The organism is Brachybacterium sp. GCM10030267 (genome assembly GCF_042666875.1).
Classification (GTDB): Bacteria; Actinomycetota; Actinomycetes; order Actinomycetales; family Dermabacteraceae; genus Brachybacterium.
Genome location: NZ_JBHTCX010000011.1, coordinates 18,725 through 38,261, shown reverse-complemented (window position 1 = coordinate 38,261; position 19,537 = coordinate 18,725). Strand labels below are relative to the sequence as shown.

General features: G+C 71.7%; 17 protein-coding genes. 2 read left to right on the top strand and 15 right to left on the bottom strand.

Annotation, left to right across the window (positions count from 1 at the left end):
- Window positions 1-48: 48 nt before the first annotated feature.
- Entirely contained in the window at window positions 49-837 is a 789-nt protein-coding gene (locus tag ACFQS2_RS09420; RefSeq protein ID WP_377017662.1) for a fructosamine kinase family protein, read from the top strand.
- On the opposite strand, the gene rox is transcribed toward ACFQS2_RS09420, so the two are convergent.
- The 3 genes from rox to gdhA all read right to left on the bottom strand — a co-directional run bounded on the left by rox (window position 806) and on the right by gdhA (window position 5,590).
- Complete coding sequence (gene rox / locus ACFQS2_RS09415) at window positions 806-2,266, bottom strand: rifampin monooxygenase (RefSeq protein WP_377793494.1); 1,461 nt, start codon at window positions 2,264-2,266, stop codon at window positions 806-808. The genes ACFQS2_RS09420 and rox overlap by 32 nt on opposite strands.
- A gap of 369 nt (window positions 2,267-2,635) precedes the next feature.
- Window positions 2,636-4,060: a hypothetical protein gene (locus ACFQS2_RS09410; protein WP_377793493.1), complete on the bottom strand. Its 1,425-nt coding sequence runs from the start codon at window positions 4,058-4,060 to the stop codon at window positions 2,636-2,638.
- Window positions 4,061-4,246: 186 nt separating this feature from the next.
- Window positions 4,247-5,590: an NADP-specific glutamate dehydrogenase gene (gdhA, locus tag ACFQS2_RS09405; protein WP_377017669.1), complete on the bottom strand. Its 1,344-nt coding sequence runs from the start codon at window positions 5,588-5,590 to the stop codon at window positions 4,247-4,249.
- A 182-nt stretch (window positions 5,591-5,772) separates the two neighbouring features.
- Here gdhA and ACFQS2_RS09400 point away from each other — a divergent pair, with 182 nt between their 5' ends.
- Window positions 5,773-6,351 carry an HPP family protein gene (locus ACFQS2_RS09400; RefSeq protein WP_377793492.1) on the top strand — a complete coding sequence of 193 codons (579 nt, stop codon included), beginning with the start codon at window positions 5,773-5,775 and terminating at the stop codon, window positions 6,349-6,351.
- Window positions 6,352-6,612: 261 nt separating this feature from the next.
- Here ACFQS2_RS09400 and ACFQS2_RS09395 read toward each other — a convergent pair whose 3' ends face one another.
- From ACFQS2_RS09395 to ACFQS2_RS09340, 12 genes are all read right to left on the bottom strand, one after another.
- Window positions 6,613-7,095, bottom strand: coding sequence for a hypothetical protein (locus ACFQS2_RS09395; RefSeq protein ID WP_377017673.1), 483 nt, complete (start codon window positions 7,093-7,095; stop codon window positions 6,613-6,615).
- A complete protein-coding gene (locus tag ACFQS2_RS09390; RefSeq protein ID WP_377793491.1) occupies window positions 7,092-9,566 on the bottom strand; it encodes a molybdopterin oxidoreductase family protein in 2,475 nt (824 codons plus the stop codon). Before ACFQS2_RS09390 ends, ACFQS2_RS09395 begins: the two co-directional genes overlap by 4 nt.
- 274 nt (window positions 9,567-9,840) lie before the next feature.
- Entirely contained in the window at window positions 9,841-11,001 is a 1,161-nt protein-coding gene (locus ACFQS2_RS09385; RefSeq protein ID WP_377793490.1) for an ABC transporter ATP-binding protein, read from the bottom strand.
- Window positions 11,002-11,005: 4 nt separating this feature from the next.
- Entirely contained in the window at window positions 11,006-12,697 is a 1,692-nt protein-coding gene (locus tag ACFQS2_RS09380) for an ABC transporter permease (RefSeq protein WP_377793489.1), read from the bottom strand.
- A complete protein-coding gene (locus tag ACFQS2_RS09375; RefSeq protein WP_377793488.1) occupies window positions 12,694-13,746 on the bottom strand; it encodes an ABC transporter substrate-binding protein in 1,053 nt (350 codons plus the stop codon). The genes ACFQS2_RS09380 and ACFQS2_RS09375 overlap by 4 nt, the downstream gene beginning before the upstream one ends.
- A 157-nt stretch (window positions 13,747-13,903) precedes the next feature.
- Complete coding sequence (locus tag ACFQS2_RS09370) at window positions 13,904-14,116, bottom strand: helix-turn-helix transcriptional regulator (RefSeq protein WP_377017683.1); 213 nt, start codon at window positions 14,114-14,116, stop codon at window positions 13,904-13,906.
- Between the two features lie 12 nt (window positions 14,117-14,128).
- Window positions 14,129-14,515, bottom strand: coding sequence for a hypothetical protein (locus ACFQS2_RS09365; RefSeq protein ID WP_377793487.1), 387 nt, complete (start codon window positions 14,513-14,515; stop codon window positions 14,129-14,131).
- Between the two features lie 36 nt (window positions 14,516-14,551).
- The gene (locus ACFQS2_RS09360; protein WP_377793486.1) at window positions 14,552-15,322 is read right to left on the bottom strand and encodes a CPBP family intramembrane glutamic endopeptidase; all 771 of its coding nucleotides are present in this window, start codon (window positions 15,320-15,322) and stop codon (window positions 14,552-14,554) included.
- 174 nt (window positions 15,323-15,496) lie between these two features.
- Window positions 15,497-16,186 carry a glycerophosphodiester phosphodiesterase gene (locus ACFQS2_RS09355; RefSeq protein WP_377793485.1) on the bottom strand — a complete coding sequence of 230 codons (690 nt, stop codon included), beginning with the start codon at window positions 16,184-16,186 and terminating at the stop codon, window positions 15,497-15,499.
- Window positions 16,187-16,374: 188 nt separating this feature from the next.
- A complete protein-coding gene (locus ACFQS2_RS09350) occupies window positions 16,375-17,139 on the bottom strand; it encodes a glycerophosphodiester phosphodiesterase (RefSeq protein WP_377793484.1) in 765 nt (254 codons plus the stop codon).
- 66 nt (window positions 17,140-17,205) lie between these two features.
- On the bottom strand, window positions 17,206-18,072 hold the full coding sequence (locus tag ACFQS2_RS09345; RefSeq protein WP_377793483.1) for a glycerophosphodiester phosphodiesterase: 867 nt from the start codon (window positions 18,070-18,072) through the stop codon (window positions 17,206-17,208).
- Window positions 18,069-19,466, bottom strand: coding sequence for an ABC transporter substrate-binding protein (locus ACFQS2_RS09340; RefSeq protein ID WP_377793482.1), 1,398 nt, complete (start codon window positions 19,464-19,466; stop codon window positions 18,069-18,071). The genes ACFQS2_RS09345 and ACFQS2_RS09340 overlap by 4 nt, the downstream gene beginning before the upstream one ends.
- Window positions 19,467-19,537: the final 71 nt, after the last annotated feature.

Below are 19,537 nucleotides of genomic sequence, written 5' to 3'. Positions count from 1 at the left end.
CTGGGCGCAAGTGGTGGCGCGCCGAGCGCATCGGCATACGGTGGGGGCATGAGTGACTTCGTGAAGAACAGTTCCGGTGCCCCCGCGGGATACTTCGCCGCCGAAGCCGCCGGGCTGCGCTGGCTGGCAGAGCCGCAGGCCGTCCCCGTCGTGCCCGTCCTCGAGGAGGGCAAGGACTTCCTGCGCCTGCAGCAGCTGACGACGACCGCTCCGAGCGCCGGGGCGGCCCGCGAGTTCGGCCGCGGCCTGGCTCGTCTGCACGACGCCGGCGCACCGGACTTCGGCTGGACCCCGGCCGAGGCGGCCTGGTTCGGCCCACTGGAGAACCCCTTCACCGTCTCCACCTCCACGCACGCTGACTTCCCCGACTACTACGCCGACGACCGCCTGCGGCCGCTGGCCGACAAGGTCACCCGGACGCTCGGGGCCGACGGCCACGACACCGTGGACGAGGCGATCGACATGATCGCCGACGGGGCCTACGACGGCATCAGCGGACAGGGCTCCGAGGAGCCCGCCCGTGTCCACGGCGACCTGTGGTCCGGCAACCTCATGTGGACCGAGGACGGGGTGACGCTGATCGACCCGGCCGCCCACGGTGGCCACCGCCTCGAGGACCTCGCGATGCTGTCCCTGTTCGGCGCACCCCACCTGGACGAGATCTTCGAGGGGTACGAGGCCGAGCACCCGATGCCGGGCGACTGGCAGCAGGACCTGCCCGCCCACCTGTTCTTCGGCCTGCTCGCCCACGTCCACCTGTTCGGCGAGGCCTACGCCGACCAGGCCGTGGCCACCGCCGAGGCGATCATCGCCCGGGCGGACCAGCTGGGCTACTGACCTCCTGATCCGGCCCGAACCACGCGCGCAGGGACGCGTGCAGCTCGACCGGATCCTCGCCGGCCCACGCCACGTAGCCGTCGGGGCGCAGCAGCACAGCCGGCGCCTCGAGCTCATCGCCGACCTCGACCATGTGGTCGACGCGGTCGGCCCACCCGGCCACGGAGAGACGACCGGTCCCGCCGAGCAATAGGCCCCGTCCCTCCCGCATCAACTCGTACAGACGCCCGGTGGGCAGCTCGAGGTCGCGCAGCCGACGGCCCACCAGCTCGTGGCCGGATCCCATGTCGTAACGGATTCCGGTGCCGATGACCTTCTCGAGCAGGAACCGGTTGACCTCGTCGAACTCCGCCAGCTCTTCCAGCAGCCGGCGCACCGCCTGGGGGCCGGGCTCCGGCGAGATCAGCTGCGACTGGGCACGCGTCGTGGTCAGCACGTCATCGGCCACCGGCCGGCGTTCGCTCTCGTACGTATCCAGCAGCGTCTGCGGTGCCCAGCCCTGGACGGTCGCGGCGAGCTTCCAGCCCAGATTGAACGCGTCCTGGATGCCGAGGTTCAGTCCCTGGCCTCCCATGGGCGGGTGGACGTGCGCGGCATCGCCGGCGAGGAGCACGCGGCCGACGCGGTAGTGCTCGGCCAGGCGGGTCGCATCCGTGAACCGCGACAGGGATCGCGGCGAATGGATGCCGAAGTCGGTCCCGGCGTAGGCGCGAAACTGTTCGCGGAACTCGTCGAGCGACGGCGGGACGGCGCGGTCCTCGGCCACCGTCGCGGCGGGCACGACGGCGCGATACACACCGTCCTCCCCCGCCGGGCCGATCCCGAAGCCGCGATGGCGCGTGCGGACGTCCTCCGTGATCGCGGCGATCTCGTCGGCCGGCGTCGTGGCCTCCATCTCCCCGAGCAGCCATTCGGTCGTGGCGGCCTGCCCCGGGAAGCCGACGCCGAGCGTCTTGCGCACCAGGCTCCGGCCGCCGTCGCAGCCGACCAGCCAGCGCGAGCGCAGCCGCTCGCCCCCGGCCAGCTCGACGGTGACCCCCTTCTCGTCCTGCTCGACGCCGCTGACTGCCTCACCGCGACGGACCTGCGCCCCGAGCTCGACGGCCCGCTCGGCCAGCAGCCGGTCGGTGATCGTCTGCGGAATGCCGAGGACGTACCCGTGCGCCGTATCCATATCGTCCGGCCAGGGCCGGGAAACACCCGCGAAATCCGCAGCGCGTGGATATTTCCGGCCGTGCTCGAGGAACCGATCCAGCAGGCCCCGTTGATCCATGATCTCGATGCTGCGCACGTGCAGGCCCAATGATCGCGCCAGCCGGCCCGGCACCGCATCCTTCTCCACCACCAGGACGTCCACTCCCTGGAGCCTCAGTTCGCTCGCCAGCATCATGCCGGTCGAGCCGCCCCCGCTGATGATCACGTCGTCCATGAATGCCCCCTCCTCAGAATCGACCGCGGCTTCCGGAATCGACCGCGGCCGCATATCCTGCCGCCCGATAGGGGCCTTGCGGCAAGCCCCGGGTCCGTCTATATTCTGAAAATGCAGGGTCCGGGGCGTTGCGTCCGGGACTCGTCCCCCGGAGACGTTCGGGGACTCTCCCCTCTCAGCCCTCGCCGCTGTCAGCCCGCGTCGACAGCGAGCCCCGCCGCGTCAGTGGTGATCCTGTCGCCACCGCCGTGCGAACTCCCCCGGGGTGAGCCGCGTCGAGAACCCCGCGGGCGGACGTGCCGCCCGCGGGGCGCCCGGAGCCTTCCACGCAGTGACGCGCAGACGGCCGGCGGGCGGTGAGCCACGGACTCAGTGGTCGTGGCCCTCCTCGTCCTCATGGTCATGGCCCTCGTGGTCATGGCCCTCGTGGTCGCCGCCGGCGTCGCTGGCCTCGCCCTCGTGGTCATGACCCTCGTGATCGTGACCCTCTTCGCCCTCCCCGCCGGAGACGTCGTACTCCCCGGAGGCGGTGCCGGTCGCCACCTGGATCTCGTGCGGGACCACCGGCAGGTCGAGCTCGCGGTAGACCTCGCCGCCGGCGATGTCGACCATGGAGAGCTTCTGGGCCTCGGGGTCGACGACGAAGGCCGTGCCGTCGGCGACGGCCATCATGGGGCCGGGCTGCTGCCACTCGTCGGGCTCGGTCCACTCGCCGGTGACGGGAACCTCGTGGAGCATCTCGCCGGTCTCAGGGTCGAGGATGTTCAGCTCGCCGTCGGCGGTCAGAACCAGTGCCTCACCCTCCGGGCCGCGGTCCAGGGAGCGGAACCAGTATTCGGAGCCGAGGTCGACGGTCTGCATGGAGTCGTCACGGGTGTCGATCAGGGCGATCTCGGTGGGGCGCTCGATGCCGCCCTCGGGCTCTGCCTCGACCTTGTGATCGGCCAGCACGATCGGGGAGGACTCGACGCCCTTCTGGTTCCCCGAGCGCTGGTAGTCCGTCTCGACCGGGACCTTGTGGAACTCCCCGTCGCGATAGATCACGGGCCCGTTCTCGCAGCCCAGGGAGATGACGTCGCCGGACTCCGTGGGCTGGGCGGCGGCCTCGCCGTGCACGCCCGGGCAGTCGTCGGTCTCGGCGGTGACGTTGCCGTCCGCGTCGAGCACCTGGACGGTGCTGCGGGCGTCCTCGGTGCCCTGGGTGACGAGCATGCCTCCGTCGGACAGCGGCACGGCGACACCGTGGTGCGGATCCTCGGTGCTGGTCTCCTCGAGCACCCCGAGGTCGCCCTCGGCCAGCTGGGACGGGTCGATGACGGTGACGTCGCCGGTGCCGTCGGCGAACAGGGCCGTGCGGTCCCCGTGGGGAACCACGTGGCCCGGATGCGGGGCGTCGACCCCGAGGTCCGTCAGCAGCGGCTCCTGCTCGTAGTAGTGGAAATGGTCGCCGTGCGCCTGGGCGATCAAGCCGGTGTCGTACATCGTGATCGCGTCGGCGGCGCTGACGGCGACATGGCGACCGTCGCCCGCGGGATTCAGGCGGACGTAGCCCTCGAGCTCGGCACTGCCCAGCTCGGTGCCGTCGGTGGAGTCCAGCGTGGTGACGCCGCCGTCGTGGGCGAGGACGATGCGCGGGCTGAGCGCACCGACCTCGACCTGCTCCGGGGCGGACTCGGCAGCCCCGTCGGACGCCCCGGAGGAGCCGCCGTCCGACGCTCCGCCCGAGTCCCCGCCGCTGCAGGCGGCCAGCGCCAGCACGCCCGCTCCGGCGAGCGCCACCACCCGTCGCTTCATGATAATGCTTCTCATAGTATCCATGGGTGAGAGGTTAGCAGTAGCTGAGAATCGTTCCCAGCTGAGGGCCTGTGCCCTGAGTCACTGCGTCGCCAGGGCGCGCGGGAAACGCCGGCCGCACTGGATCAGTGCGACCGGCGTTCTCGAACGGGCTGACGAGGAGCAGGGACCGTCGGCCCCGCCGGATCAGACCACGCCGAAGGCGATCATGGCGTCGGCGACCTTGCGGAAACCGGCGATATTGGCGCCCACCGCGTAGTCCCCGGGGCGGCCGACCTCCTCCGCCGTCTCGAGGCAGGTGGTGTGGATGTCCTTCATGATCTGCGTGAGCCGCTGCTCGGTGTACTCGAAGCTCCACGCGTCACGGCTGGCGTTCTGCTGCATCTCCAGCGCGCTGGTGGCCACTCCCCCGGCGTTGGCGGCCTTGCCCGGGCCGTAGGCGACGGCGGCCTCGGCGAAGAGGTCCACGGCCTCCGGCGTGCAGGGCATGTTGGCGCCCTCGGCAACCGCCAGCACCCCGCCCTCGATGAGCCCGCGCGCCGCGTCGGCATCGAGCTCGTTCTGGGTCGCGCACGGCAGCGCGATCTCCACAGGCACGTCCCAGACCTGGCCGTCCTCGACATAGCGGGCGCGCCCGCCGCGGCGCTCGGCATACTCGGAGATCCGCCCCCGCTCGGCCTCCTTGATCTGCTGCAGCAGCGGGAGGTCGATCCCGTCCTCGTCGATGACGCAGCCCGAGGAGTCCGAGGCGGTCACCGGGATCCCGCCGAGCTGCTGGACCTTCTCGATCGCGTACAGCGCGACGTTGCCGGACCCGGACACGGCCACCCGGCGGCTCTCGACGGAGCTGCCGCGGGCGCGCAGCATCTCGTCGGCGAAGATCGCCACGCCGTACCCGGTGGCCTCCTTGCGCACCAGCGAGCCGCCCCAGTCCAGGCCCTTGCCGGTCAGCACCCCCGCTTCGTAGCGGTTCGTCAGGCGCTTGTACTGGCCGAAGAGGTAGCCGATCTCGCGGGCCCCGACGCCGATGTCCCCGGCCGGGACGTCCGTATGCTCACCCAGATGGCGGTACAGCTCCGTCATGAACGACTGGCAGAAGCGCATCACCTCCCCGTCGGAGCGGCCGCGCGGATCGAAGTCGGAGCCGCCCTTGCCGCCGCCGATCGGCAGCCCGGTCAGCGAGTTCTTGAAGATCTGCTCGAAGCCGAGGAACTTCACGATACCGAGGTTCACGCTGGAACGGAATCGCAGACCGCCCTTGTAGGGGCCCAGCGCGGAGTTGAACTCGACGCGGAATCCGCGGTTGACCTGGACGGTGCCCTGGTCATCGACCCACGGGACGCGGAAGATGATCTGCCGCTCGGGTTCGCACAGGCGCATCAGCACGTTGGCGTCCGCGTACTCGGGATGCTTGCCCTGCAGCACCTCGAGGGATTCGAAGACCTCGCGCACGGCCTGGTGGAACTCCGGTTCCCCCGGATTACGGCGAAGGACCTGGTCGAGGGTGTCCTGGAGGGGCGTGGCAGTCATGCGGTGTCCTCTCGTGGTGAAGCGCTCACCCTCCATGGTCAGGCATCTGCATGCGCCCGGGCCTCGTCGTCTCGCCGGCCGCTCTCGACCACTCGTTCCACGTCGTGCCGGGCCGGCGCGCCCGGCGTTACGCTCGCCGCGCGAGGCGACCCCTACCGACGGTGACGTGCATGGAGGTGCCGATGCTGCAGCGGATGCAGGAGAGAGCAGGTTCGCTCGGGGCAGCGGTGTACGCGGCCGTGCTGGCGCTGGTGGTCCTGGCGGCGGCCGGTGCCGTAGGTCTGATGCTGCACCAGCCATGGCTCTTCCCCAGCCTGGGGCCGACGGTCATGCTGTTCTTCGAATCGCCCCAGCAGAAAGCGTCACGGCCGCTGAACGCCCTGATCGGGCACGCAGTGGCGCTGTTGGCGGGGATCGCCGCGGTCCTCGGGCTCGGTCTGCTGGGCGCGCCGTCGGCCGCCGAGGGCGGACTGACCCCGGCCTACCTCGTCGCCGGCGCCGGCTCGCTGGCCGTGACCACGTTCGTCCTCACCGCCCTGCGCACCCCGCACCCGCCGGCCGGGGCGACGACCCTGATCGTCAGCCTCGGCGTGCTCTCGGGAGCGGCCGCGTGGGCGTCGATGGCCGGGGCCGTCGTGCTGGTCACCGCGCTGGGTTGGGGACTGAACCTCCTGCTGGGCACGCGTCCCGCCGGCGCGCCGGCTGCGGGAGGGGGCACCAGCCGGGAGGCCGACGCGAGCCACGGGGACAGCACCGGCTGAGCCCGTGCCGGCCGCCGACTGCCGCGCCGCCGCACCGCCGCACCGCCGCGCCGCCGCACCGCTGCGCCGCCGGAAGGGATGCAACTATATGGCGGCCAGCGCCGAGTCACCCCGCCTGAGCGCCATCAGGTCGCGCACCGGACCACGAAGTTGCGCGAGGCCCCGCGACCCCGGGCCCCGGGACCCCGGGACGGCCGGATCGGCAGGCGCGGCCGAGCCGCCGGGGCCGCCGGCCTACCTGCTTCCCGCCGGAACCCGTCCTCAGCTCACCAGGACCTGGGTGGAGGACTCCTTGAGCTTCCCGTTGGCCCACCGCATCTGCCGCAGGTTGTCCGGGTGGCAGCGCTTGGTCAGCGCGAGCAGTTCCGCGTGCTTGATGCCCTGCGCAGCCTGGCCGAGCATCTCCCAGTCGGCCGAGACGCCCGCGGCCATCGTGTAGGTCTCGCGCAGGTCGACCAGCAGCAGCAGGCCGACCTTGCTGTCCCGGCCCAGCAGGTCGCTGCTGCGCTCGCGCAGCTTCTGGCGCAGCGGATGCTCCCCCGCGGGCTCGGGATCCAGCTGCTGGCCGAACTGCGGGGCGATCTCGGCCAGCTCCCGCACGTGCCGCTGGGACCAGCGGGCGAGGTCCTGCCCCAGGTGGTAGATCTCGTGGTCGACCTTGTGCCGCTCCGAGATGTGCAGCAGCTTCCGTGCCAGGTTGTTCTCCGAGCGGTGCAGCTCCGCCAGTGCCAGTCCGATCTTCATCGTGCCCCCTCCGTCTCGATGCTCTCGCTCGCGGTCGCCGCCGGGCCACCGGCCGTCGGCGTCCCGGTGGTCCGGGTCCGCGTCACCGAGGCGGACGCGGTCGTCGTCGGCGCCGGGGCAGACGGGCCGGAACCGGCCGTGACCAGCTCGATCCGCGCGGCCGCGGTCTTGAAGATCGGCTGCTTGGAGGCCGGATCCCAGTCGGTGATGGTCAGCTCGTTCGCGGCGCGGCCGGCCGCGTCCGGCTCGTGCCCGGCATCGGTGTCCCAGTAGCCGTAGTGGAAGGGCAGGAACAGCACGCCGTCCCGGATCCCGGTGATGCGCACCGCGGCCTCCACCACGCCCCGCGGCGTGGTGATGCGGGCCAGATCTCCCTCGGTGAAGCCGCCCCGGTCGGCGTCGCCGACGGACATCTCGACCCAGACCTCCGGAGCCGCGGCCTGCAGCTGCGGCGCGCGTCCCGTCTTGGTGCGGGTGTGGAAGTGGTACAGGGTGCGCCCGGTGATCAGCTGCAGCGGGTACTCGGCGCTGGGCAGCTCGTGCGGAGGCATGTACGCCGCCGCCTTCAGCACCGCCTTGCCGGAGGGGTTCATGGACTTGTATTCGTCCGGCTCCAGCGGGGCACCGGTGACGAGGTCGCGGCCGTAGCTCTCGCAGTACATCGGGTCGGCCCAGAACATCCCGTCCTGGTAGATGCGCTCGGAGCCCTCGGGGTGCTCGTCGTTGCAGGGCCACTGGATGCCCGAGCCGCCGCGGAGCTTGTCGTAGGTGATGCCGGTGTAGTCGCACGGCCGCCCGCGGGTGCATTCCTTCCACGCCTCGAAGGCCTCCTCCGGTTCGGTCCACGGCACCAGCGGGCCGCCGTCCTTGTCGCGCAGGTCGAGGCGACGGGCGTAGTCGACGAAGATGTCGAGATCGGGCCTCGCCTCGCCGGGTGGATCGATCGCCTTCTCGGAGAGGTGGACGGTGCGGTCGACGTTGGTGAAGGTTCCCGTCTTCTCGCCCCAGGTGGCGGCGGGCAGGACCACGTCGGCCAGCTGGGCGGTCTCGGTCAGGAAGATGTCCTGGACCACCAGCAGCAGTCCCTCGCGCTGCAGGATCGAGCGGATGCGGGCGAGCTCGGGCAGCGAGACCGCCGGGTTGGTGCCGCTGACCCACAGCAGCTTGATCGAGCCCTCCTCCACGTAGCGCATCATCTGCATGACATGGGTGGGCGGGGAGTAGTGCGGGATGGACATCGGGTCCACGTTCCACACCTTCGCGAGGTCGGCGACGTGGGCGTCGTTGGACCAGTTGCGAAAGCCCGGCAGGTCACCGTCCCCGCCGCACTCGCGAGTGTTCTGCGCGGTGGGCTGACCGTTCATCTGCAGGATGCCGCGACCGGGGGCACCGAGCATGCCGCGGACGATGTGGATGTTGTTGACCTGCACGGCCGCAGCAGTGGCCTGGTTGGACTGGTAGAAGCCCTGGAGCACGGTCGACAGCAGCCGCTCGGCGCTGCCGAGGAGGCGGGCGGCCTCGCGGATCTGCTCGGCCGGGATGTCGCAGATCCGGGCGGCGACCTCCGGCGGGTACTCGCGCACGCGCTTGCTCAGCTCGTCGTAGCCCACCGCGTGCGCGTCGAGATAGTCGTGATCGACCCAGTCATGGGTGACGATCTCGTGCAGCAGGGCGTTCACGAGGGCGACATTGGTGCCGGGTCGCGGTGCCAGGTGCACGGTGGCGTGCTCGGCGACCTTCGTCGGCCGCGGGTCCACGCAGATCAGCTGCGGCGGATTCGGCCCCTCCAGGCGGTCCAGGATCCGCATCCACAGCACCGACTGAGTCTCCGCCATGTTGTGCCCGTACAGGGCGATCACGTCGGCGTGGTCGATGTCGGTGTACGAGCCCGGCTGGCCGTCGCAGGCGAAGGATTCCTTCAGTGCGGCCGCGGCGGTCGCGGTGCACAGCCGTGTATTGCCGTCGACGTGGTTGGTGCCGATCCCGCCGTGGGCCAGGAGTCCGAGGGTGTAGTACTCCTCCGCGAAGAGCTGGCCGGTGGTGTAGAAGCCGATCGCACTGGGCCCCTGCTCGTCCAGGAGCTCGCGGGTACGGCCAGCCACGCGGTCCATCGCCGTGTCCCAGTCGGTCTCGACCAGTTCGCCGTCCTCGCGGATCAGCGGCCGCGTGAGTCGATCCCCCGAGGCATTGGCCTGCCAGCCGTAGAGGTCCTTGACGCCGAGGCGGCCGTGGTTGACGCGGTCCTCCGCCCTGCCGCGCACGCCGACCATCCGGTCGTCCTTGACCGCGATGTCGAGGGCGTCGCCGTTGGAGTGGAGGATGGAGGCGGCCTGGACCCAGCGGTCGACGTCCGCCTCAGTCACCCCTTCGGCCAGATGCGTGTCCACGCGCACGGGCCACGTCTGACCTGGTCCGTACGGGGTGCGCTGCCCCCATGGCTCGGCGATCCTGTCCGTGTCCCTGGTCGTCATCGAGTTCCTTCCGCTCGCCGACGCCCGCACGACTGTGATCCGGACGCCGTTCGCACACGCTGTCCCTCTGCGGCGGACCCTACGCAGGAGGCGCTCGGCCGACAAGGATGACGGTGTGCCGAGCGGTCTGGCTGAGCGGTCCGGCTGAGCGGTCTGGCCGCGCGGTCCGGCTGAGCGGTCTGGCCGCGCGGTTCGGCTGAGCGGTCTGGCCGCGCGGCCGGTCCGCGCGTCCGACGGCGGTGCCGGTCGCCGCACCCGACGGCACGGCGGGCGGTCAGGGAGCGGTTGCGACGCCGGCCCCGCCGTACAGCAGCGCCCGGCCGACGCGGACGTCCACGCGGTCGCCCCGGCGCAGGCCGCGCTCCGGGACGCGTGCCTGCAGCGGCTGCCCGTGCCAGGTCAGCTGGACCTGCGCGCCGGTGCGGGTGAACAGGCTCGATTCGACGTGCCCCGCCCCCTCCGGGTCGGCGCGCAGACGGACCTCCTCGGGAAGCACGGCCAGGACGTGGCCGGTGGCGGTCCGCGCGTCGCTGCCGGAATCGTCGGCCCTCGCGCCGCCCGGGCCGTCGGCGTCCGCGCCGGCAGGAGCGTCGGCCCTCGCGCCGCCCGGACCGTCGGCGCTCATGGTCCGCACCACGTCGACGGGCACGCGGTGGCCGCCCGTGCGCAGCCGCAGTTCGCCGCCGGCGGGCACGACGTCCAGCAGGGTGGCGTCGGCCAGGAACGAGGCGACGAAGGAGGTCGCAGGATCCTCGACCAGCTCCTGAGGGGTCCCGACCTGCTGGAGGGCGCCGTGATCGAGCACGGCCACCCGGTCGGCCACGGCGAGCGCCTCCTCGCGGTCGTGCGTCACGTGCACGACGGTCAGGCCCTCCCGCTCGGCGAGCATGCGGATCTCGACCCGCATCGCGGCGCGCAGCGGCTCATCCAGCGCCGAGAGCGCCTCGTCCAGCAGCAGCACCCGGGGCCGGGCGGCCAGGGCGCGGGCGAGTGCGACCCGCTGGCGCTGCCCGCCGGAGAGGGTCGCGGGGTTGCGGTCGCGGTACTCGGCCAGGCCCACCAGCTCGAGGGCGTGCTCCGTGCGCCGGCGCCGCTCGTTCGCCGCGAGGCCGGTGCGCCGCAGCGGGTAGTCGACGTTGCGGCCGACCGACCAGTGGGGCCAGATGGCGTGCTGCTGGAAGACCATGCCCAGGCCGCGCCGCTCGGGCGGTACCCAGGCATCGGCTCCGGAGACGGTGGTCTCGCCGAGGGTGATGGTGCCGGCGTCGGGCTGGACGAACCCGGCGATGGCTCGCAGCAGGCTGGTCTTGCCGGATCCGGAGGGGCCCACCAGGGCGAGGAACTCCCCGTCGGCCGCGGCGAGCGAGACCCGGTCCAGCGCGCGGGTGCCGCCGGGGTAGGTGAGGCTGAGGTCGGTGCAGGTCAGGCTGGACATTCATTCACCTCAGGGGGCGGGACGTCCCGACCAGTGCGAGACCGGTCAGGCCCACCACGGCGACGAGGAGGGACAGGGCGGAGGCGGAGTTGTAGTCCCCGGCCTGCTGGAGGTTGAAGATGACGACCCCGAGGGTCTGCGCACCGGGGGCCAGCAGCAGGGCCGACAGGGTCAGTTCCCGCACGGCGGTCAGGGCCACCAGCAGGCCACCGGTCAGGGCCGCGGGGACGGCGAGCCGGCCGGCGACATCCACGAGGGCGCGGCCGCGGGTGGCGCCGGAGATCCGGGCGGCCTCCTCCAGCGCGGTGGGGGTGCCGGCCAGGGGGGCGCGCACGGCCTGGACCACGATGGCTGTGAACGCGGTGATGTAGGCGAGCAGGATCAGCTCACGCGTGTTGTACAGCCCGGTGTACCGGCCCAGGATCAGCCAGCCGACGGCGATGATGGTGCCGGGGATGGCTTGGGGCAGCAGGGTCGCCACCAGCATCCCGGCGTTGTCCCGGGAGCGGGTGCGGGTGGTCAGCATGCCGATGACGGTGCCGAGGACAGTCGTGGCGAGGGCGGCCCCTGCCGCGAGCAGCAGGGAGTTCAGGATGCCGCGCTGAGAGTTCGGCGAGGTCAGGGCGGTGGTGAAGTTCTCCAGGGTGGCGGTACCGGGCGTCAGGGGGATGCCGGGCGCCGGCACCAGGGCGCGCAGGGCGAGCCCGAGCAGCGGCAGGATCGTCACGGCCAGCACCGCTGCGGCGATCACCGCGGCCGCCGGCACGCGCAGGGTGCCCAGGCGCAGGATGCTGCCGCTCCCGTCACCGGTCAGCTCACTGCCGACGCGGCGCGAGGCCAGGTAGTCCGCGATGGCGCCGGCGATGCCCAGCATCATCAGCAGCAGTCCGATCTGGGCGGAGACCTGAAGCGGCGCCTCGACGGTGCCGGACTGGATGTACCGGTAGACCATCGTGGAGAGGGTGTAGAAGCGTTCGGGCAGCCCGAGCAGGGCGGGGATGCCGAAGTCGCCGAGCGCGGAGACGGCATTCAGCGTGAAGGCCGAGAGCACCGCGGGGCGCAGCAGCGGGAAGGTGACGTCGGCGAAGACCTGCCAGGGCGCGGCGCCGGAGATCCGGGCGGCCTCCTCGAGGGCCGCAGGGACCCGGTGCAGGGCGCCGGCGATGATCAGGTAGGCCAGCGGCACCGAGTGCACCGTCAGCAGGAAAGTCACCCCGTCGCCGCCGCGGATGTCCCACAGGGGCGCGCCGAACAGCTGGTTCAGTGAGCCGCCGGGGCCCAGCAGCCCGCTCCAGGCGATGGCGCCGACGAAGGGCGGCATGAGCATCGGGCTCAGCGAGAGCAGGCGGATCCAGCGCCGTCCCGGCAGGTCGGTGCGCTCCAGCGCCAGTGCGAGCACGAGGGCGATCACGACGCTGAAGGCGGCCGACAGGCCCGAGGTGACCAGGCTGTTGACCGTCGCGCGGGCGATGCCGTCGCGCAGCAGCAGGTCGGCGTGGTTGTCGCCGAGGGCGAGCGAGACCACCATCGCCAGCGGCGCGGCGACGAGGCCGGCCAGCAGCAGCCAGACGGCCAGCCGGCTGAGGGCGATCGGTCCGATACGCGGTCCGTTCGGCAGCGCCGCGACGGTGACCGCCCGATCCGGGGCGGGCGAGTGCGATGTCCGCTCGGGGGTGTTGAGCAGAGCGGGCTTCACCCGCCCATGATCCCGTTGAAGGTGTCGACGGCGGCGGCCTGCTGGTCGGTGGTGACCGCCTCGGCCTCCGGGGTCATCAGGGCGATATCGGCCATGGCCGGTGCGCCCTCGGGGGTGCCGGCGTCCTCGCGCACCGGCAGGTAGCTCTGGGCGACGGCGAGCTCCTGGCCGGTGGTGCTGACGACGAAGTCGAGGAAGGTGGCGGCGGCTTCGGGGTGCTGGGAGTCGGCGAAGATGGCGCCGGGCTGGCTGATGTAGGGCACGCCCTCGGAGGGGTAGGAGACCTCCACGGGGGAGCCCTCGGCGGCGAGGTCGCGCACGAGGTAGTCCACGACGATGCCGACGGGCTGGGCGGCTTCGGCGACCGCCTGCGAGGTGGGCCCGTTGGACTCGGCGATCACGGGATTGTTGGCGGCCAGGTCGCTGAGCCAGGCCTCGCCGAGCTGATCGTCGGCCAGCCACACAGCGGCGTTGTAGGCGGCCGCGCCGGAGACGTCGGGGTTCGGCATCACCAGCTGGTCGCGGTACTGCTCGCCGGTGAGCTCCTGCCAGCTGGTGGGCGGCTCGGTGATCTCGTTCGTGTTGACCATGATCACGGTGGGGATGATGCGGGTGCCGACGTAGTAGCCGTCGGCGTCGAGCACCTCGGGCAGCAGCGCGTCCGCCTCGGCGGGCTCGTACGGGGCGAGCAGGTCCTCGGCCTTGTAGCCCTCGAAGGTGGGGGCGTCGGCCGCGATGAGCACGTCGGCGCCGACCGCGCCGGTCTCCTTCTCGGTGTCGATGCGGGTCTTGAGGTCGCCGGTGCCGGCGCGGAACGTCTCGACGGTGATCTCGGGGTGCTCCTTGTTGAAGGCGGCGATCAGTTCGTCGATCTTGGCCTGGGGCTCCGAGGTGTACAGGGTGATGGTGGTGGACTCGCCTCCGCCGGCGTCGGAGGCCCCCGCGTCACCGGCGGCCGCGTCCGGGTCGGCCGGTTCGGAGCAGGCGGCGAGGCCGGCGGCTGCGGTGGTGGAGGCGAGGAGCGCGAGGGCGGTGCGACGAGTGGTCACGGGAGATGACCTTTCTGGGGGCTCAGGGGGTGCAGGGCTGGTTCGCTGAGCCGCCGACGGTACGGGCGCCGGGCAAGGCCGCCGTGGCGAGGCGGTGAACGCGGGACGACACCGGAATGTCGAGCCGGTACGCGCCGGCGCCGCCCCGCAACGCTCCTCAGCTGCCGCCGTCCGCCTCGTCGTCGGGATGGAAGATCTCCTCGATCGGGGCGCCGAACTCGGCGGCGATCCGGAAGGCCAGCGGCAGGGACGGGTCGTACCGGCCGTTCTCGATGGCGATCACCGTCTGGCGGGAGACGCCGAGTGCGGCGCCGAGCTCGGCCTGTGACCAGCGACGTTCGGTGCGTCGGGCTTTGATGTCGTTGCGCATCTCCGGTCCCCCTCAGCGGTAGCGGACGGCGGAGACGATGGTCCCGGCGATCCAGCCGAGCATGAGGATCGAGAAGGCGAAGATCCAGTTCAGCTCCGGCAGCAGGTAGAACTGCAGCACCCCGACGGCCAGGATCAGCGGGGTCGCGATGACGAAGGCCAGCAGGATCGCCTCGGCGATCTTGCGCTTCTCGAATTCATCGCCGCTGCGGTACATCTCGATGTTCGCCCAGGCCATGAGGCCGACGGCGGGCAGGACGAGGAGGGCTGGGAGCCAGGCGGGCACGCCGATGTCGGCGGAGAAGCCCGCGAGGACGAGGGCGAGGCCGTAGAGGACCGCCCCGGCGACGAAGCGGAGGGCGAAGGAACGGTTGGCACGGGAGCGAGCGGAGGTGGTCATGGGAACTCCTTCGGACGAGAGGTGCGGTGGACCGGGTCAGAGCAGAGCCACAGCGAGCGTGGGCAGTCCCAGCAGCAGATCCAGGCCCCAGTGGGCGAGCACGAGCGGCATCAGCCGGCGCATCCACAGCCATAGCCCGCCGAGCAGCAGTCCCGCGAACAGGGTGGTGAGAACCTTTGCCGCGATATCCGGGGCGGAGGTCAGAGCGAACCCGACATGCTGGAGCGCGAAGACGACGGCGACCATGACCAGGGCACCGATGCGTCCGAGAGCCGGCTGCAGGCGGGGCTGCGCGTAGCCCCGATAGACGGCCTCCTCGGACACCGCGATGGTCAGCGGGGCGACGAGGAATCCGACCAACCCCACCCAGAGCGGGATCGACGGAGTCGTCTGCGGGCTCGGCGGCGCGCCACCGTGAACGATGAGGTTAGCGACGACGTTCGAGGCCAGGAACCCGACCACGACGATGACCAGCAGCAACCCGCCCCAGGCGAGGTCGACCCAGCGCCACGGACCGAGGAGGTCACGCAGCCGGCGCCCCTCGGCGTGCATCGCCCGGGCCACGATCCCCAGGGCGAGCAGGTCGACGATGACGACGAGGGCGTTGGCGTAGAGCAGGGAGAGGTTCGCCGCCAGGAGCCCGAGGCCCAGGAGCAGGATCAGCACGGGTCGCACGGCGAGCACCCCGGCGATGCGCAGCCCGGGGGTCTGCTGGGCGCCGGCGTCCTGGGACGAAAAGGGGGCTGAGGTCGGATCGGCGGTCACGGGTGGGCGGAACGGCCCGGAGGCCGGAGTCGCTGTATCCATACGACGAATGTATGGGTACCTTGACATCAGAGTCAAGGGATCTTGACAACTTTTGTCAACATCCCTTGACCTACCTCGGGGCGGGTCCGCACTTGGGAACGGGTTCTCATCAGACACTGCTCCCGGGGACCGCGCAGCGCGAGGGCCTGCTTGGAGCCGCTCGGGCGCCCGGCTTCAGGACATCTCGAGCTCCCCGAGCACCCATGCCGGGTCGTCCGTGGTGATCGTGTCCACGCCGCAGGCCCGCGCCACGGCGAGCTCCTGCGGGGTGTTGATCGTCCACGGGTTCACCGCGAGGCCGGCCGCGCGAGCCGCCTCCGCCGCCCGCAGCGACAGGCCGCCGATCCACGGGCCGACACCGGCCGCGCCGAACTCCCGGGCCGTCTCGAGAGCCTGCTCGTCGACCTGACGCACCAGGTAGGAGACCGGGGTATCGGTGGCCCGGCGGATCTCGGCGAGCGCCTCGGGGTGGAAGGAGATCACCGTCGAGCGCGCAGCCGGGGACCCGGCCGGCAGGTCGCGCAGGATCGCCGCGACCGCCTGCGCGGCCGGTGCCACCTTGACCTCGATGAACACCGGCACGGTGGTCATCTCCAGGAGGTCCTCGAGCGTCGGGATCCTCTCGCCGTCGCCCAGCAGCACCCGATCCAGCTCGGCTCGGGTCAGGTCGCCGAGCGCGCCGGTGCGCAGCGGGGAGGCCGGGTCCGCGGTGCGGTCGATGCTCTCGTCGTGCATGACCATCACGTGCCCGTCGGCGCTGAGGTGCACATCGCACTCGAGCAGCTGCGCCCCGTCCTCCAGGGCCCGGCGGAACCCGGCCAGCGTGTTCTCGGGGGCATGGACGGGGGCACCGCGGTGGCCCACGATCGCTGGGCGAGCAGGAGTTCCCGCCGGGGAGGGCGCTGCCGCCGGGGAGGGTGCTGGCGGCGGGGAGGGTGCTGCCGCCGGGGAGGGTGCTGGCGGCGGGGAGGGTGCTGCCGGCGGTGCGTGATGCTCGGACATGATTCTCCTGGGTCGGGTCTGTTCTCGTCGGTGCGGTGGCGCCCTGCCGCTCAGCGGCCCAGCTGGTTCTCGACCACGCGGCGGATGCGGGCCGGGTCGTCGGCCCCGATCCACGGCGCCCCGAGATCGAGGGCCAGGGCGACCTCCTCATCGGTACGGGTACCCCACAGCGTAGGGACGATCCCGCATGCGCGGATCCGGTCAGCGTCGCCCGCGCGCAGCTGGGACGCACGCACGGCGAGGGTCGCGGCCTCGAGCTGCGCCGCCTCCTCCAGCACACTCTCGCTGAGCTCGCGAGCGAGGTATCCGCGCGGGACGGCCGGGGCGCGCTCGTGCGCTGTGCGAAGCGCCTCGGGGTGGAAGGAGATGATGCGCGCCGGCGGGACGGGACGATCCCAGGCGTCATCCCCGAACCGGTCCAGCAGGATCGCGGCGACCCGTCGGGCAGCGGCGATGGCCTTGATCTCGACCAGGACCGGTGCCGGCGCGCCCGGCCCGCGCGGAGGGGAGCCGGCGACGTCGAGCACGGCGGAGAGGGTCGGGATGTGCTCGTCCTCCCCCACCAGCACCTGGTCCAGCCGGGAGCGGGTCAGCTCGGCGACGGCGCCGGTGCGCAGGGGCGCGTCCCGCTGCGCGGTGCGGTCGACCGTGGCGTCGTGGATCACCGCGTCGAGACCGTCGCTGGACAGGTGCACGTCGCACTCGAGCATGTCGGCGCCGTCGGCGAGCCCGCGCCGGAATGCGGCCAGGGTGTTCTCGGGCGCGACGTCGGCGGCGCCGCGATGGCCGACGATCAGGGGCGCGCGGTGCGCCATCGGGGGATCCTTCCGCTCGGGAGCGACAGCGGCAGCACCTCAGCGGACGGGCACCGCCGCTGCGTCTCAACCGCTGGTGTGCTCGGCGATCAGCCGCGTCGCCCAGGCCGGGTCGTCGACGGTGATCGTGTCGCAGCCCAGCTCCAGCGCCCGGGCCAGCTCCTCCTCGGAGCGGGCGGTCCACAGGTTCAGCTGGACGCCCAGCTCCCGGGCGCGGTCGACGTCGGCCTGGCGGGCGTCGGCGATCCGCACCCCGATCTGCGCCACCTCGAGCTCCGCGGCGGTCTCGAAGAACTCCGTCGAGGTGGCCGTGGTGGTGAGCAGGCGAGGGATGCGCGGTGCCTCGGTCCTCGCCGTGCGCAGCGCCTCGGGGTGGAAGGAGATGATCTGCGCCGGGGCGGCCGACGGATCCTCCCAGTCGCCATCCTCGAAGAACTCCGTGAGGATCCGGGCGACCAGCTGCGCGGCGGCGGGTGCCTTGATCTCGACCAGCAGCGGCACACGTGTGCCGTCCTCTCGGGTCGCGGCCTCCAGCACCTGGGTGAGGGTGGGAATGTGCTCACCCTTCCCGACCAGCACCCGGTCCAGCTGGGCACGGGTCAGATCCGCCACCGCACCGGTGTGCAGCGGAGACTCCTCCTCGGCCGTGCGGTCGATGGTGGCGTCGTGGATGACCGCGTCGGCCCCGTCGCTGGAGTGGTGGACATCGCACTCCAGCAGGTCCGATCCGTCGGCGATCCCGCGGCGGAAGGAGAGCAGGGTGTTCTCGGGCTCCACCGCTGCCGCGCCGCGGTGGCCGACGATCTGCGGGATCCGAGGAGCAGCCGCCTCCGGGGCCGAGGAGACCGTGGCGGAGAGCTCCGTCGCGGCCAGCTGCGCACCCGGGGCGCTCGGGGTGGGAGCCGAACCGTCGCCGGCCGTCGTCGCCGTCACTTCCAGCCCTCGAACTCGACGGACTCCATGTCCTCGCGATTGTCGTCGAGGATCTCCTGGAGGGACGTGGCGGCGGCGTCCAGGGCCTCCTGGGCGGGGGTGTTGTCGCCGTAGACCTTGGTCTGGGCGGCGGAGATCTCGGTGACCGCGGCCTGGAACCAGTTGGTGTAGTCGGCGGTGCGGGCGATCTCGAGCTGATCCAGGGCGACGCCGTAGTTGGGATCCTTCTCCACGTTCTCCTTGACGCGATCGGTGTCCGCAGCGGCCTGGACGATCGGCACGTACCCGGTGCCGATGTGCCAGGTGGCGGACTGCTCCGGGCCTGCCAGGAAGCGGAACAGCTCAGCGCAGGCGTCCTGGCGGTCCTGGGACTCGGCGCGCACGATGGACAGGCCGGAGCCGCCGGTGGGCACGGCCGCCTCCTGACCCTCCTTGGAGAGCATGAAGCACACGCCGACCTCGAAGTCGGCGGCTTCGGTGGTGCCGGTGAGGCTTGCGGTGGAGCCGCGCTTGCCGGCGCTGACCCCGGCGCTGAAGTCCGTGCCCGGGTCCTGCGCGAGGTAGGCGTAACCGTCCTCGTGGACGAACTTGCGCTGCCACTCGAGCCACTCGACGCCGGCCTCGTCGTTGATCGTGACCTCGAAGTCCTGGTTGGAGTTCGCGCCCCCGAAGCCCCAGATGTCGGCCTGTCCGTGCCACGCGTCGTCCGAGCTGAAGGCCAGAGCGGACATCGGGCGGCCGTCGACCTCGATCTTCGCCAGCTCCGGGGCGAACTCCGCGAGATCCTCCCAGGTCTTGGGCCCCTCTTCGGGAAGCCCCGCCTCGATGTAGCGGGTCTTGTTGAAGTAGAACAACGGGGTGGAGCGCGCGAAAGGCACCAGGAACGTCTCACCGGCGGCCTTGGACTCGGGCACGAAGTTCTGGATGTAGGTGTCCAGGTTCCACTCGTCGTCGAAGTAGCCGTCCAGGGGAACCAGGGCGTCGGAGAAGTAGAACTGCAGCCACTGCATCTCGGGGAAGCAGACGATGTCCGGCACGGCGCGGGCCTGCAGAGCCGCGGTGAACTTCTGATTGAGATCCGCGTAGCCGCCGACGGACTCGGCGATCGCGACGATCTCGTCCTGGGACTCGTTGAACTCGTCGAACAGGCCCGTCAGGACGTCGAACATGCCGCCGGTCCAGGGTGCCCAGAACAGGATCGGGGTGCGACCCTCGTACCCCTCCGGGATTGTCAGATCGGCCTGCGAGAAGCCCTCGCGCAGGTTGCTCTCGGCATTGTCGCCGCCGGCCGGGGCACCACAGGCAGCGAGGCCCGCGGCGCCGGCGCCGAGTCCCAGGGCGCCGAGCATGCGGCGGCGGGAGAACTGGGACGAGGGGGTGTACAGACGGGACATGTCAATCGCTCCTTGGTGAGGGTGTGCAGCTGGCGGTCGAGGGCCGGCACGGGTGATCCGGCAGGGCAGGG

What these genes read in the sequence shown, in the direction of transcription:
- ACFQS2_RS09350 (WP_377793484.1), bottom strand. Translation starts at nt 17,139, where the DNA reads ATGGCGCACCGCGCGCCCCTGATCGTCGGCCATCGCGGCGCCGCCGAC.
- ACFQS2_RS09395 (WP_377017673.1), bottom strand. Translation starts at nt 7,095, where the DNA reads ATGAAGATCGGACTGGCACTGGCGGAGCTGCACCGCTCGGAGAACAAC.
- ACFQS2_RS09365 (WP_377793487.1), bottom strand. Translation starts at nt 14,515, where the DNA reads ATGACCACCTCCGCTCGCTCCCGTGCCAACCGTTCCTTCGCCCTCCGC.
- rox (WP_377793494.1), bottom strand. Translation starts at nt 2,266, where the DNA reads ATGGACGACGTGATCATCAGCGGGGGCGGCTCGACCGGCATGATGCTG.
- ACFQS2_RS09360 (WP_377793486.1), bottom strand. Translation starts at nt 15,322, where the DNA reads ATGGATACAGCGACTCCGGCCTCCGGGCCGTTCCGCCCACCCGTGACC.
- ACFQS2_RS09340 (WP_377793482.1), bottom strand. Translation starts at nt 19,466, where the DNA reads ATGTCCCGTCTGTACACCCCCTCGTCCCAGTTCTCCCGCCGCCGCATG.
- ACFQS2_RS09400 (WP_377793492.1), top strand. Translation starts at nt 5,773, where the DNA reads ATGCTGCAGCGGATGCAGGAGAGAGCAGGTTCGCTCGGGGCAGCGGTG.
- ACFQS2_RS09385 (WP_377793490.1), bottom strand. Translation starts at nt 11,001, where the DNA reads ATGTCCAGCCTGACCTGCACCGACCTCAGCCTCACCTACCCCGGCGGC.
- gdhA (WP_377017669.1), bottom strand. Translation starts at nt 5,590, where the DNA reads ATGACTGCCACGCCCCTCCAGGACACCCTCGACCAGGTCCTTCGCCGT.
- ACFQS2_RS09410 (WP_377793493.1), bottom strand. Translation starts at nt 4,060, where the DNA reads ATGAAGCGACGGGTGGTGGCGCTCGCCGGAGCGGGCGTGCTGGCGCTG.
- ACFQS2_RS09420 (WP_377017662.1), top strand. Translation starts at nt 49, where the DNA reads ATGAGTGACTTCGTGAAGAACAGTTCCGGTGCCCCCGCGGGATACTTC.
- ACFQS2_RS09390 (WP_377793491.1), bottom strand. Translation starts at nt 9,566, where the DNA reads ATGACGACCAGGGACACGGACAGGATCGCCGAGCCATGGGGGCAGCGC.
- ACFQS2_RS09370 (WP_377017683.1), bottom strand. Translation starts at nt 14,116, where the DNA reads ATGCGCAACGACATCAAAGCCCGACGCACCGAACGTCGCTGGTCACAG.